The sequence below is a fragment of the Microbacterium sp. Be9 genome (genome assembly GCF_011754135.1).
Lineage (GTDB): Bacteria > Actinomycetota > Actinomycetes > Actinomycetales > Microbacteriaceae > Microbacterium > Microbacterium maritypicum_A.
Window position 1 is genome coordinate 21,148 of the sequence record NZ_WNWT01000005.1, and the last position, 13,911, is coordinate 35,058.

The window sequence follows — 13,911 nt, forward strand, 5'->3', positions numbered from 1 at the left end:
CCATGACCGAGACCATCACCGCACGCCCGTGGCTCGACACCGATCTCCCCGTCGACGAACGGGTGCAGCTGCTGCTCGACGCCATGACGATCGAGGAGAAGGCCGGGCTCTTCTTCCACACGATGATCGCGATCGGCGACCTCGAAGAGCCCAACCCGATCTTCGCGACCCCGTCGGCCCGTGAGTTCCTCGAGACCAAGCGGATGACGCATTTCAACCTGCTCGGCGCCGCGCCCACCGGTCGGGAGATCGCGGCGTGGCAGAACGCGCTGCAGCGCCTGGCGGCATCCACGCGCCTCGGCATCCCGGTGACGCTGTCCACCGACCCGCGGCACTCGTTCAGCGAGAACCCTGGGGCATCGATCCTCGCCGGCCCCTTCTCGCAATGGCCCGAGACCCTCGGCCTCGCCGCCACCCGTGACGAGGCGCTCGTCGAGCGCTTCGCCGACATCGCCCGACAGGAGTACACGGCGGTCGGGCTGCGCGTGGCCCTGCACCCGCAGGTCGACCTCGCGACCGAGCCGCGGTGGGCGCGGCAGACGGCGACCTTCGGCGAAGACGCGGAACTGTCGGGAAGGCTCGGCGCCGCCTACATCCGCGGGTTCCAGGGGGAGTCCTTCGGGCCCGGATCGGTGTCGACCATGACGAAGCACTTCCCCGGAGGCGGTCCGCAGAAGGACGGCGAGGACCCGCACTTCCCCTACGGCCGCGAGCAGATCTATCCTGGCGGCGAGTTCGAGCTTCACCTGAAGCCGTTCGAAGACGCGCTCGCCGCGGGGACCCGGCAGATGATGCCGTACTACGGGATGCCCGTCGGCACGGAGTACGAGGAGGTGGGATTCGGGTTCAACAAGTCCGTGATCACCGGCCTGCTGCGTGAGCGCTACGGCTTCGACGGTCTCGTGTGCACCGACTGGGGCCTGATCAGCGACTCCGAGATCTTCGGTCAGCCCTTCCCCGCACGTGCCTGGGGCGTGGAGGATCTCACGCCGCGCGAGCGCATGAAGAAGGTGCTGGAGGCCGGAGCCGACCAGTTCGGCGGCGAAGCGAACCCGGAGCTGCTGCTCGAGCTCATCGCCGACGGTGAGGTGACCGAGGAGCGACTCGACGTCTCGGCTCGCCGCATCCTGCGCGAGAAGTTCGAGCTCGGGCTGTTCGAGAACCCGTACGTCGACGAGGACGCGGCCGACGAGATCGTCGGGCGAGCCGATTTCCGAGCCGCGGGGGAGGCCGCCCAGCGCGCCTCGATCACGGTGCTCGCGAACGACGGTGCCCTGCCGTTGGCCCCCGGCCGCAAGCTCTACGTCGAGGGCGTCGACGCGACGGTCGCTGCATCGTTCGGGGAGATCGTCACGACGCCGGAGGAAGCCGACCTGGCCGTCATCCGCCTGCAGGCTCCGTTCGAAGAGCGCGAGACGATGTTCGAGAACTTCTTCCACGCGGGCTCTCTCGCGTTCTCGGACGATGTGGTCGCGCACGTCCGCGCGGTCGCCGCCGTCGTGCCGACCGTCGTCGACGTGCTCGCGGATCGTCCGCCGATCCTCACCCCGATCGTCGAGGCCGCGGCCGCGGTGACCGTGAACTGGGGGGCCTCGAGCGCCGCGCTCCTCGACGTGCTCAGCGCCGCGTTCCCCGCCCAGGGCAGGCTGCCGTTCGACCTGCCGCGGTCGATGGACGCTGTCGAAGCCTCCCGTCCCGATGTGCCGTTCGACACCGCCGATCCGCTGTTCCGGTTCGGTCACGGGCTCTCGCTCTAGTCCGGTCGCACCGTCCGGAAGACCGCCCCGCAAGCTTCGGCATGCGGGGCGGTTCGGCGTCCCGGCATCCTCTCGCCGGGAGCATCCCGTCGCTGCACGGTCACCACGTTTCGAAATGTCTCGCGCGAAGACGTTCACCGGACGATTTCTGGACGAATGCTGGACTTCTCATTCGGGATCCCGTAAGAATGAGCGCAACATCGCTCGGCCGACAGAAGTCGACCCGTGGGGGGGCCATGTGACGCGGAAGATCGCATCACACGGGAGTAGCGAATGGAATTGCAGGAGAGGACTCTGCGGCGACGCAGAGCGGTAGGAGGAGGCATCGCCGGCGTCACCGTCGGCGCGGTGATCCTCGCGAGTGCACTGGTGCCGACGGCGGCGAATGCGCTGGACGCGGCGAATCCGAATGATCCGTCTGTCGCGCAGGGGCAGATCATCCAGCTGCCCGCCGCCCTGCTCGGCGGCCTCGACATCGCGGCGCTCGGACACACGCTGACGAGCAACCCGGCGGCCCCCGGCTCTGAGCTCGGCGGGCTGGACGTCGGGCTGCTGGAGGCGCTGAACATCGACGTGGGCACGCTGAACGTGCCGCTCCTGACCGACGGCACCCCCGGGACGCCCGGTCTGCTGCGACTCGGCGATCTGGGCGCAGCGCAGAGCTTCAGCTCGTCGCCGACCCAGACGCAGTCGATCGCCTCATCCGGGACCATCACCTCGGGTGGCGCCATCGACACCGGTGCCATCGACGGCAGCGTGAACCCCGGCACCCTCGAACTCACCGATCTGTTCGACCAACTCGCCGTCGCCGGACTCACCGACGCGGTTCTCGACCAGGCGTCGGTCGGCATCGGCGCACTCGCATCGCGTGCCGAATCCAACGCCGGAACGGTCACCTCCCAGTACCGCATCGCCGACCTGAACCTCGATCTGCACAGCAACCTGGTCGCCGGTCTCTCGGGCACACTCGCCTCCGCGATCCAGGGCACCGTCACCCCCGTGAGCGATCTCGCCGGCCCCGGCGGAGCGCTGACCGCACTCACCACGACCATCGTCAACACGATCAATGCGATTCCCGACGTGCCGCTCGTCGCGGCGTTCACCGCGACCGGAGGAACGGTCGCGATCGCCGGACTCGACACGGTCGGACAGACCGTGACCACGCAGGTGCTGCAGACGCCGGTGGAGAACACCACGGGCTCGGTGCTGGTCGATCTGAACACCGGGACGGTGTCCGTCGATCTCGCCAAGATCCTCGTCGAGACCGGGGCGGGGGCCGACCTCAACTCCCTGCCGGCGAACACCCCGGTGCTGTCGGCCACGACGATCTCCGCGATCCAGCAGGGCATCACCTCCGCCCTCACCGGCACCCACCCGAACAGCTTGAACGGCAAGGTCTCCACCATCCTGAAGTCGACGTTGGACGCGCTCCAGGTGACGCTGACCGTCGGGGTCGATCTCACGGTGCCGCTCACCGGAACGCCACTGGTGTCGGGGGATGTGACGGTCAAGGGCTCGCTGGCGCAGTTCGCCGGCACCGCGACGCCGGTTCCCGTGGTCGCGACCGACATCAGCCTCGCCGGTCTCAACATCGGCGTCCTCTTGAACCCGGTGGTCGCTGCCGTCACGAATGCGGTCGCCACCACGACGGGTCCGCTCGTGAACACCGCGCTGAACAGCGTGATCCCGCTCGTGCAGCCCGCGCTCGCCGCGATCACCGGACCGGTGCTCTCGACGCTCGATCCCGTTCTGCAGGGCGTGCTGTCGCAGGTCGCGACCATCACCATCAACGAGCAGCCGGCGACAGGAGACATCCCCGGAGGGAGCTTCACCGTGCGCGCGCTCGGCGTGAATCTGCTCCCCGCCGTCGGTGGCGGAGTCTCGCTCGACCTCGGATCGTCGACGGTGAAGGCCGCGGCGGCGGCCGTCCCCGCGATCGACGCGGCCGCCACGGTCCAGGCGGGAACCGACCTCCCTGTGACGGGCTCGGGATGGCCTGCGAACACGCAGGTCACCATCCAGGTGACCACCGCCGGCGGCGGCATCGTCAACGACCCGTTGCCGGTCACGACCGATGCCAACGGCGCCTTCACCTTCGCGTACGGGATTCCGGTGGCGACGCCGCCGGGCACCGGCTACATCGTGACGGCGACCGACGGCACCAGCACGGCGACGGACACCACCGAGGTCACCGCTGCGGCAGCCATCGACGCGGCACCCGCGGTGCAGGCGGGCACGAATCTCGGTGTCTCGGGAACCAACTGGCCCGCGAACACCCAGGTGTCGGTGCAGCTGCGGGCTCCCGGCGGCGGTGCGAACATCGGTGGTCCCGAACTCGTGACCACCGACGGCTCCGGCACGTTCACGCTGGCCTATCCCGTCCCGGCGGGAACGCCGGCGGCGACCGGATACGAGGTCACGGCATCGGTCGGCGCCCAGACGGCGACCGACACCACCGAGGTGACGGCTGCGCCGGTCGCGTCGATCGACGCAGCCGCGACCGTCCAGGCGGGCACGAGCCTTCCCATCACCGGCACGAACTGGCCCGCGAACACGCAGGTGTCGGTGCAGCTGACGGCTCCCGGCGGGGGCGCGAACGTCGGGGGGCCGGTCACGGCGACCTCCAACGCATCCGGCGAGATCACGCTCGACTACCCGGTTCCCGCGTCTGCGGCGCCGGGCGCGGCGTACACCGTGACCGGGACGGCAGGAGCGGTCACCGCGATCGACACGACCGAGGTGACGGCGGCGGCGACCGTCGACGCGGCGGCGACCGTGCAGGCAGGGACGTCGCTTCCGGTCACCGGAGCGAACTGGCCGGCGAACACGCAGGTGTCGGTGCAGTTGACGGCTCCCGGCGGCGGGAACGTCGGCGGTCCGGAGACGGTGACGACGGATGCGTCCGGCGGCTTCACGCTGGACTATCCGGTGCCGGCCTCTGCGACTCCCGGAGCGGGCTACACCGTGACGGCGACCGTCGGCACCCAGACCGCGACCGACACGACCGAGGTGACGGCCGCGGCGGCGATCGACGCGGCGGCGACGGTGCAGGCAGGCACGTTGCTTCCGGTCACGGGGACGAACTGGCCGGCGAACACGGAGGTGTCGGTGCAGCTGACCGCTCCCGGCGGTGGTGCGAACGTCGGCGGTCCGGAGACGATCACCACCGACGGCACGGGCGGCTTCACGCTCGACTACCCGGTGCCGGCCTCCGCGACTCCCGGCACGGGCTACACCGTGACGGCGACCGTCGGCACCCAGACCGCGACCGACACCACCGAGGTGACGGCGGCGGCCGCGATCGACGCGGCGGCGACCGTGCAGGCCGGCAGCGATCTGCCTGTCACCGGGACGAACTGGCCGGCCGACACCGAGGTGTCGGTGCAGCTGACCGCTCCCGGCGGTGCGGCCATCGGCACGCCTCGAACCGCCACGACCGGTGCTCTCGGCGGCTTCGCACTCGACTACCCGGTTCCGGCCGGCACACCCGCAGGGACCGGCTACACGGTCGCGGCTTCGGTGGGCGCGCAGACGGCGACCGACACGACAGAGGTCACAGCGGCTCCGGTCGTGGTGGATGCGGCGGCGCAGGTCCCCGCGGGCACGAACCTGGCCGTCACCGGTTCCGGGTGGCCGGTGAGCTCCTCGGTGTCGTTGCAGCTGACGGCTCCGGGCGGCGGCGCCGACGTCGGCGGTCCGGTGACCGCGACCACGGATGCCTCCGGTGCCTTCACGGCGAGTTATCCGGTTCCGGCCGGCACCACGCCGGGAACGGGCTACACGCTCACGGCGACCGCGGGTGCGGTCACCGGATCGGACACCACCGAGGTGACTGCGGGCGATCCGGGCGACGTCAACACGAACGCGGCAGCCTCGGCGTCCGCCTCGGCTGACGCGACGGCAGACGGCGACCCGTCGGCTCAGGCAGCTGCGGAAGCCGCTGCCCTCGCGGATGCCACCTCCGCCGCCTCGGCGGCAGCGACGGCTGATGCCACGTCGGCGGCTCAGGCCGCGGCGACGACCGATGCCTCGACCACCGCGACCACGGATGTGACCTCCGCGGCCAACGCCTCGGCGCCGTCGCGGCGCAGGCGGCCGCGCAAGCGGACGCGTCGGACGACGCGAACGCCGCGGCATCGACGGCGGCGGAGTCGAACTCCTCGGCCTCGTCGGAATCGGCAGCGACCACGGATTCGTCCACGGACGCATCGTCTGAGGCTTCGGCGAACACGAACGCGACAGCCTCGGCATCCGCTTCGGCGAACGCCGACGCCACCACCGCCGCGGTCGCCGAAGCGTCCGCGCAGGCCGCGGCCTTCGCCGACGCCACGGCGGAGGGATCGGCTGCGGCCGACCCGGCGGCGGAAGCGGCATCGGAGGCAGCGGCGACCGCGACCTCGTCCACGGCGGCGACGGCGGATGCCACCTCGGAGGCGAACGCCGGCGCGGCGATCGCCGCCCAGGCGGCAGCGCTGGCCGACGCCACGACGAACACCGCGGCCGACACATCGGCCACGTCGGATGCGAGTACGAGCGCGGCGTCGAACGCGAGCGCGGCAGCCATCGCGAACGCATCGACCGATGCGTCTTCGGATGCGGTCGCCTCGGCGGACGCATCGGCGGAGATCAACACCAACGCCTCCGCGTCGGCGTCGGCCTCTGCGCAGGCCGACGACGACAGCAACGCCTCGGCGGAAGCAGCGGCAGTGGCTGCGGCACTCGCAGACGCGACCAGCCAGGCATCCGCTGCGGCGGACGTGTCGGCCAACGCCGCGGCCCAGGCGGCGGCGACCACCGATGCCTCCACGGATGCCTCGACCACGGCCACCACAGCGGCGAATGCCTCTGCGGCGGCAGCGGCTCAGGCGGCAGCGCAGAACGACGCGACCTCCACCAGTGCGGCGGATGCCTCGGCTTCGGCCGATGCGGATCCGAACGCCTCGGCGGCAGCGGCGGCGAACGCCTCGTCGTCGGCCACGGCATCGGCATCGGCTGCAGCTGACGCCTCGGCCGAAGCCACGGCTGCGGCCTCCGCCGATGCCACCGCCAGCGCCTCGGCGGACGCGGCGGCCGACCCGACCGGGAACATCGCCATCGCGCTCAAGTCCCCGGTGCTGGAGCGTGGCAAGCAACAGACCGCGGTCGGCACGGGCTTCAGGCCCGGCGAGACGGTGACGGGTGTCATGACCTCCGCCCCCGTGGCGCTGGGAACCCAGGTCGCGAACGCGCAGGGCACGGTCACCTTCACCTGGACCGTTCCCACCGACACCGATCTCGGAACCCACACCGTGACGCTGACCGGAGCGACGTCCGGCAGCGTATCGGCCTCGTTCCAGGTGGTGGCGTCGGGTCTGGCCACGACAGGCGGACAGGTCCAGGGCGGATGGATCGCTCTGGCCGCACTGCTCCTCATGCTCGGCCTGGGGGCGATGAGACTCGCGAGATCCCGACGGCCCCAGGTGCAGACGGAGTGATCGCGATGCAGGAACGCTGAGTGGTCGGGACCGTTTCCCCACGGCGGTCCCGACCCTCGGCGGTACGGAGGGAAGTGAATGAGCACGAAACTCGAGTCCTCACCGGAGACCGACGTGTCCGCGTCGGGTGACACGGCCGTGGTGCGTCCGCGTCCGACCTGGTGGGTGAAGCTCATCGCCTTCGCCGCCTGCCTCCTGACGTTGTGGCATATCGGGGCGTCCTTCCTGTGGATCGCGCCATACTCCGCCCTGCGGGAGATCCCCACACAGGAGGTGCTGGCCGGGTACATGCTGCCGATGTTCGGACAGTCCTGGAGCGTCTTCGCGCCGGAGCCGATCAACGGCGACTACCACTTCAACGTCCGTGCCGTCATCGAGAAGGACGGCGAGCAGGTCGAGACCGGCTGGGTCAGCGCCACCGACGTCGAGCTGTCGATGATCCGCTACAACCTCTTCCCGCCCCGCGCCGGTATCCAGTCCAGCGAGGTGGCGAGTGGACAGATGAACGCCTACAACAAGCTGAACGCCGATCAGCAGGCCGTGGTCGGTCTTGACTTCGCGAAGGACGACGGGGAGGAGTGGATGGTGCGCTCGTTCGAGAAGCTCGAGGGCGACAACCCGTCGACGGAGGCGTACATGGCCGAAGAGCACCTCTCCACCGCGTACGCGACCCAGGTGGCCTATGCGATCTGGGGTGCGGATGCCGTGGTCAAAGTGCAGTACCGCGTGAGTCGTCAGAACGTGGTCCCGTACGAGGATCGCAACGATCCGAGCGCACAGCGGCCCGATCCGACGTTCTCGACCACCGGATGGAGACTTCCCATAGAAGAGGAAGGGCAGAGCCGTGAGAACTTCGCGGACACCTTCCGCGCCCAGTTCGAGAGGATCCAGCCGTGAGCGCGCCGACGAGGACCGCGCCGCGGAAGCCCGGCGCGAAGCAGGACGTGACGAAGAAGGAAGCCCTGCCCCGGAGCACGACGACCGCGCCGGCGCCGGTGTCCACGCCTCCCGCTCCTCCTCGTGAACCCGCGCCCGCTCCTGCGAGCACTGTGCCCCCGCGGTCGTTCCTCACTCGGCTGCTGACGTTCGCCTCGTCGATGATCGGCGGGCTCTGGGCGATGGTGCTCTCGGCGATCGACCGCATCTCTGCTTTCGTCGGCGACTGGCTCTTCAACGGCAAGAAGGCACTCTACGGGCTCGCGGTCACACGCATCCTCTTCGGCGTCACCGCCATCGGCCTGCTGGCCTCGAACTTCAGCACCCGCCTCTACACGTTCGGATCCGGATCGGCCTGGAACGGCGAGCTCGCCGAGCCGGTGAGCGAGTTCCCGAAGATCTGGGTGTTCAGCGCCTTCCATGCCGCGATGGGCAACGACGTGCTGTACACGGCGCTCTACCTCCTCCTCGGAGCGCTCGCGGTGCTGTTCGTCCTGGGGTGGCGGTTCCGGATCGTGCTCCCGATCTTCTTCTGCCTCTGGGTGGGCTTCATCGAGGCCAACGACATGGTCGGCGATCAGGGCGACAACATGTTCCGCATCGCCCTGCTGCTGCTGTTCTTCGCCGACCCCGCGGCCCGGTGGTCGCTGGACGCGAGGCGTCGGGCGAAGTCGGGGGAGTGGTTCGCCCCGAACAGCCAGCCGGCGCTGCTGGGAACCATGTTCCACAACCTCGCCCTCGTCGCCCTCACCGCGCAGGTGTGCTTCGTGTACGCCTCGGGGGCGCTGTACAAGGCGGGGGGTGCCCCGTGGGAAGAGGGGTACGCGATCTACAACCCGCTGCAGACGGCACGGTTCGGTACCTGGCCGGTGCTCAGCGACCTCGTCACCGCCTGGGGGCCGATGGTCACGATCGCGAGCTGGGGGTCGATCATCCTGCAGGTCGCCTTCCCCCTCATGCTGTTGACGCGTCCGACGCGGCTGATCGGCTTGCTCGGCATCCTCTCCTTCCACATCGGCATCGCGGTGCTCATGGGACTGCCGTGGTTCTCGCTCACGATGATCGCGATCGATGCGATCTTCATCCGTGACCGGACCTGGGGGCGGTTGAGTGCGGGGACGAGGCGGCGCTGGCGGGAGGCCGGGGTCGAGCGGCAGCCGACGACGCCGCGAACGGTGAGCCCCGACGCGGAGGCACAGGCGCGGACTGTGGTCTGACGACAACGCGGCGGGGAGATGTGCCCGCCGGGTGTTGGAGGAAGTGGACAGAGCACTTCGCCCGTGGTTGTGGCAGACCTACCATGGCAGTATTCCCACTTCCCTCTGAGAGGAACGCTCATGGTCGACGCCGCCGTCCGTCCGAAGACGACTCGCCCCTCCACCGACACCGCGGATGCGCACCTGCGCCTGGATGTCGCCCGCGTCAACGACGCCCTGATGGGCACGTGGGGTGACGTGCGCCGCCAGGCCCGCGAGATGATCAAGGACTCGGCGTTCTGGCGCAAGGATGAGCTCGGCAAGGACGAACACCGCGAGCGCGTGCTCAGCCAACTGCACCTGCTGGTCGAGAACAAGGCCGTGCACCGCGCGTTCCCCAAGTCGCTCGGCGGCGAGGAGAACAACGGCGCCAACATCGCCGGCTTCGAGGAGCTCGTGGTGGCCGACCCCAGCCTGCAGATCAAGTCGGGCGTGCAGTGGGGGCTCTTCGGCTCGGCGATCCTGCAGCTCGGCACCGAGTCGCACCACGCGAAGTGGCTCCCCGGGGTGATGGACCTCTCCATCCCCGGCGCCTTCGCGATGACCGAGATCGGTCACGGCTCCGACGTCGCGGCGGTCGGAACGACCGCGACCTACGACCCCGAGACGGAGGAGTTCGTCATCAACACCCCGTTCCGCGGGGCGACGAAGGAGTACCTCGGGAACGCGGCCCTGCACGGGGTCGCGGCGACCGTGTTCGCGCAGCTGATCACGAACGGCGTGAACCACGGCGTGCACTGCTTCTACGTGCCGCTGCGCGGCGACGACGGCGTCGATCTTCCCGGCATCGGCCGCGAGGACGACGGCCTCAAGGGCGGACTCAACGGCATCGACAACGGGCGCCTCTCGTTCGACCACGTGCGCATCCCGCGCACCAACCTCCTCAACCGCTACGGCGATGTCGCGGCCGACGGCACGTACTCCAGCGCGATCGACAGCCCCGGCCGCCGCTTCTTCACCATGCTCGGCACCCTCGTGCAGGGGCGCGTGTCGCTCGACGGCGCGGCGTCCTGGGCGTCGGCGCTCGGCCTGCACATCGCGATCACCTATGCCACCCAGCGCCGCCAGTTCGACGGCGCGGACGGGCAGGAGGTCGTGCTCATGGACTACGGCAAGCACCAGCGCCGTCTGCTCCCGCGCCTGGCGACGACGTACGCGCAGATCTTCGCGCACGACGAGTTCCTGCAGAAGTTCGACGGCGTCTTCTCCGGTCGCACCGACACCCCGGCCGACCGCGAAGACCTCGAGACGCTGGCTGCGGCTCTCAAGCCGCTGTCGACCTGGCACGCGCTCGACACGCTGCAGGAGGCCCGCGAGGCCACCGGCGGCGCCGGTTTCATGTTCGAGAACCGTCTGGTGGGTCTGCGCGCCGACCTCGACATCTACGTGACGTTCGAGGGCGACAACAACGTGCTGCTGCAGCTCGTCGGCAAGCGTCTGCTCACTGACTACGCCAAGCAGTTCCAGGGCAAGGATGCGGCGGCGCTCGCGAAGTTCGCTGTCGGGATGACGGCGGGCAAGCTGTTCCACGGCGCCGGCCTGCGTCAGCTCGGTCAGGCCGTCTCCGACTTCGGACAGGTGAGCCGCTCGGTCGAACGGGGCCTGCGCGAGGAGCAGCAGCACGACCTGCTCGCGGGCCGTGTGCAGCAGATGGTGGCCGACATCGCCTCGCGTCTGCGCCCCGGCGCGAAGGACAAGGCACTCGGTGCCCGCCTGTTCAACGAGAACCAGGCAGAGCTCATCGAGGCGGCCCGCGCGCACGGCGAACTGCTGCAGTGGGAGGCGTTCACCGACGCCGTGCGCCAGATCGACGACGAGGACACGAAGAAGGTGCTCACCTGGCTGCGTGACCTGTTCGGTCTGCAGCTCATCGAGAAGCATCTCGCCTGGCACCTCATCAACGGACGGCTGTCGACGCAGCGCGCCGCGGCCGTGTCGAGCTACATCGACCGCCTGTGCACCCGCCTGCGCCCGTATGCGCTCGACCTCGTGAACGCGTTCGGCTACGAGCCCGAGCACGTGCGTGCCCCCATCGCGAGCGGTCTGGAGAAGCAGCGTCAGGATGAGGCCCGTGCGTACTACGCCGACCTCGCGGCGACCGGCCGGGCGCCGATCCAGGAGAAGGCGCTGAAGAAGAAGCAGCGCTGACCCCGCCCGCGGTTCATGGTCCAGGAATCCCGCCCCGTCTTCACGATCGAGGCGGGATTCCTGTGTCGGGTGTCGTTCTCAGGGCGCCGCGGTGAGGTCCACGCCGCGCGCGGCGGCCAGCGCCTGGAGCTTCTCGGCGGCATCGGTCTCGACGCACACGCATGCCTGCAGCCCCACCGCGTCTTCGTCGCGCAGGAGGTAGTAGCTGTCGGTGTCGGTCAGCTGCGCGCCGCCGGCATCGAAGAACAGCCACCGCACCCGGACGAGCACGAGACGGTCGGAGAGATCGCGGCGCTCGCGCAGCTCGAATCCGACGGAGGCCAGCCCCAGTCGCTGGTAGATCGGATAGGACTGCCGCAGACCGTCGATCATGGCGTCGCGGGATTCCAGCACACCAGAGGAGCGGTCGTTCACGATCGTCCCCGGCGTCGACCACAGCCCCGCCGCGGTCTCGGCATCGAACGCGGTGAGGCTGTCCGCGTAGCGGGTGAGGTACTCGGAGATCCTGTCGTCGGTGGTGGTCATGGCGCGAGCCTAGACGCGGCCGAGCGGAGCGCCCCCGGCCTTGACAATCGCCGATCCGCGCGGATGGCCGATTCCCATTCGGGGCTGGGTAGTCTCGGCAGGTACCCGATCCGAGGAGTCCGAGATGTCTGCCGTGAACGCCTATGCCGCACCCCGTGAAGCGGCCCCGCTCGAGAAGACCGTGATCGAACGGCGCGAGCTCGGCCCACTCGACGTGCTGATCGACGTCGCCTTCGCCGGGATCTGCCACTCCGATATCCACACCGTGCGCGGCGACTGGGGTCCGCAGCAGTATCCGCTCGCTCCCGGGCATGAGATCACCGGCACGGTGGCGGCAGTCGGCGCGGACGTCACCCGGCACGCAGTGGGCGACCGCGTCGGCGTCGGATGCCTGGTGAACTCGTGCGGCGAGTGCCGCAACTGCCTGCGCGACGAGGAGCAGTTCTGCACACAGGGGGCCGTGCTCACCTATGGCAGCACCGACCGTGACGGCACCGTCACTCAGGGCGGGTACTCCGAGCAGGTCGTCGTGACCGAGGCCTTCGTCCTGCGCATCCCCGATGCTCTGGCGCTGGATGTCGCTGCACCCCTGCTGTGCGCCGGCATCACGACCTACTCGCCGCTGCGGCACTGGAACGTCGGACCCGGCACTCGTGTCGCGGTCGTCGGTCTCGGCGGACTCGGGCACATGGGCGTGCAGATCGCGCACGCGCTCGGCGCCGAGGTGACCGTGCTCTCGCAGACCCTGAGCAAGAAGGACGACGGTCTGCGTCTCGGCGCCGACCACTATCGCGCCACGAGCGACCGCGAGACCTTCCGCGACCTGCGGTCGTCGTTCGACGTGATCCTCAACACGGTGAGTGCCGTGATCGATCTGCGCTCGTACCTGAGCCTGCTCGACGTCGGCGGAGCCATGGTGTGCGTCGGTGCTCCCGGCGAGCCCCTCGAGGTCGGCGTGATGTCGCTGATCGGCGGACGCCGCTCGCTCGCCGGCAGCAACATCGGCGGCATCCGCGAGACTCAGGAGATGCTCGACTTCTGTGCAGAGCACGGCATCGCCGCCGAGATCGAGACCATCCCCGCCTCCGACATCAACGCGGCCTATGAGCGCGTGCTGGCGTCGGACGTGCGGTACCGGTTCGTGATCGACGCGGCCACGTTCGGTTGAAGGCGGTGTCGGTCACCGCGGCTAGCCTGAGCGGATGACCTCTCTTCTCACGGGCCCCGACGCCCGCGACCGCTGCGCCTGGGTGGGCGACGACGACGAGTACCGCCGCTATCACGACGAGGAGTGGGGCACGCCCCTGCACGGCGATCGTGCGCTGTTCGAGAAGATGGCGCTCGAGGGCTTCCAGGCGGGGCTCTCGTGGATCACGATCCTGCGCAAGCGACCGCGGTTCCGCGAGGTGTTCGCAGGATTCGAGCCCGGGATCGTCGCGGAGTTCGACGAGTCCGACGTCGAGCGTCTGATGGGCGATGCCGGCATCGTCCGCAACCGCGCGAAGATCGAGGCGACCATCGGCAACGCCCGCATCGTCCGGGGCATGGCCGAGGGCGAGTTCGACGCGCTCATGTGGTCGTTCGCTCCGACGGCCGCGGGTGATCGCCCGGCATCCTTCGCCGACGTCCCGGCGGTCACGCCGGAATCGACCGCGCTGAGCACAGAGCTGCGCCGTCGCGGATTCCGCTTCGTCGGGCCGACCACGATGTACGCGCTGATGCAGTCGGGCGGGATGGTCGACGACCACATCTCGGGGTGCTGGCGAGCCTGACCCTCGGCGATGGGCAAATATCCCCATCGAGCAGTATTCCAGG

9 protein-coding genes are annotated in these 13,911 nt (G+C 69.7%); 8 read left to right on the top strand and 1 reads right to left on the bottom strand.

Going from position 1 to position 13,911, the window contains the following annotated elements; all coding sequences use genetic code 11:
* Positions 1 to 2 precede the first annotated feature (2 nt).
* The 6 genes from GLO27_RS10695 to GLO27_RS10720 all read left to right on the top strand — a co-directional run bounded on the left by GLO27_RS10695 (position 3) and on the right by GLO27_RS10720 (position 11,571).
* Positions 3 to 1,757 carry a glycoside hydrolase family 3 N-terminal domain-containing protein gene (locus tag GLO27_RS10695; protein ID WP_167254839.1) on the top strand — a complete coding sequence of 585 codons (1,755 nt, stop codon included), beginning with the start codon at positions 3 to 5 and terminating at the stop codon, positions 1,755 to 1,757.
* Between the two features lie 273 nt (positions 1,758 to 2,030).
* Complete coding sequence (locus GLO27_RS10700; protein WP_167254841.1) at positions 2,031 to 6,932, top strand: choice-of-anchor G family protein; 4,902 nt, start codon at positions 2,031 to 2,033, stop codon at positions 6,930 to 6,932.
* 8 nt (positions 6,933 to 6,940) lie between these two features.
* A complete protein-coding gene (locus tag GLO27_RS10705; RefSeq protein ID WP_167254843.1) occupies positions 6,941 to 7,231 on the top strand; it encodes a hypothetical protein in 291 nt (96 codons plus the stop codon).
* Between the two features lie 78 nt (positions 7,232 to 7,309).
* Positions 7,310 to 8,128 (top strand): DUF5819 family protein, encoded by an 819-nt coding sequence (locus GLO27_RS10710; protein WP_021198472.1) that lies wholly within the window; start codon positions 7,310 to 7,312, stop codon positions 8,126 to 8,128.
* Positions 8,125 to 9,384 carry an HTTM domain-containing protein gene (locus tag GLO27_RS10715; protein ID WP_051670987.1) on the top strand — a complete coding sequence of 420 codons (1,260 nt, stop codon included), beginning with the start codon at positions 8,125 to 8,127 and terminating at the stop codon, positions 9,382 to 9,384. Before GLO27_RS10710 ends, GLO27_RS10715 begins: the two co-directional genes overlap by 4 nt.
* 120 nt (positions 9,385 to 9,504) lie before the next feature.
* Positions 9,505 to 11,571, top strand: a complete 2,067-nt coding sequence (locus tag GLO27_RS10720) for an acyl-CoA dehydrogenase (protein WP_021198474.1) — start codon at positions 9,505 to 9,507, stop codon at positions 11,569 to 11,571.
* Between the two features lie 78 nt (positions 11,572 to 11,649).
* On the opposite strand, the gene GLO27_RS10725 is transcribed toward GLO27_RS10720, so the two are convergent.
* Complete coding sequence (locus GLO27_RS10725) at positions 11,650 to 12,096, bottom strand: hypothetical protein (protein WP_021198475.1); 447 nt, start codon at positions 12,094 to 12,096, stop codon at positions 11,650 to 11,652.
* A 124-nt stretch (positions 12,097 to 12,220) separates the two neighbouring features.
* Between GLO27_RS10725 and GLO27_RS10730 the strand changes: the two genes are divergently transcribed.
* Both GLO27_RS10730 and GLO27_RS10735 read left to right on the top strand, forming a co-directional pair.
* Entirely contained in the window at positions 12,221 to 13,264 is a 1,044-nt protein-coding gene (locus GLO27_RS10730; RefSeq protein WP_167254845.1) for an NAD(P)-dependent alcohol dehydrogenase, read from the top strand.
* A gap of 34 nt (positions 13,265 to 13,298) precedes the next feature.
* Positions 13,299 to 13,868 (top strand): DNA-3-methyladenine glycosylase I, encoded by a 570-nt coding sequence (locus GLO27_RS10735; protein ID WP_167254847.1) that lies wholly within the window; start codon positions 13,299 to 13,301, stop codon positions 13,866 to 13,868.
* The last annotated feature ends 43 nt before the right edge of the window (positions 13,869 to 13,911 follow it).

What these genes read in the sequence shown, in the direction of transcription:
- GLO27_RS10695 (WP_167254839.1), top strand. Translation starts at nt 3, where the DNA reads ATGACCGAGACCATCACCGCACGCCCGTGGCTCGACACCGATCTCCCC.
- GLO27_RS10700 (WP_167254841.1), top strand. Translation starts at nt 2,031, where the DNA reads ATGGAATTGCAGGAGAGGACTCTGCGGCGACGCAGAGCGGTAGGAGGA.
- GLO27_RS10705 (WP_167254843.1), top strand. Translation starts at nt 6,941, where the DNA reads ATGACCTCCGCCCCCGTGGCGCTGGGAACCCAGGTCGCGAACGCGCAG.
- GLO27_RS10710 (WP_021198472.1), top strand. Translation starts at nt 7,310, where the DNA reads ATGAGCACGAAACTCGAGTCCTCACCGGAGACCGACGTGTCCGCGTCG.
- GLO27_RS10720 (WP_021198474.1), top strand. Translation starts at nt 9,505, where the DNA reads ATGGTCGACGCCGCCGTCCGTCCGAAGACGACTCGCCCCTCCACCGAC.
- GLO27_RS10725 (WP_021198475.1), bottom strand. Translation starts at nt 12,096, where the DNA reads ATGACCACCACCGACGACAGGATCTCCGAGTACCTCACCCGCTACGCG.
- GLO27_RS10730 (WP_167254845.1), top strand. Translation starts at nt 12,221, where the DNA reads ATGTCTGCCGTGAACGCCTATGCCGCACCCCGTGAAGCGGCCCCGCTC.
- GLO27_RS10735 (WP_167254847.1), top strand. Translation starts at nt 13,299, where the DNA reads ATGACCTCTCTTCTCACGGGCCCCGACGCCCGCGACCGCTGCGCCTGG.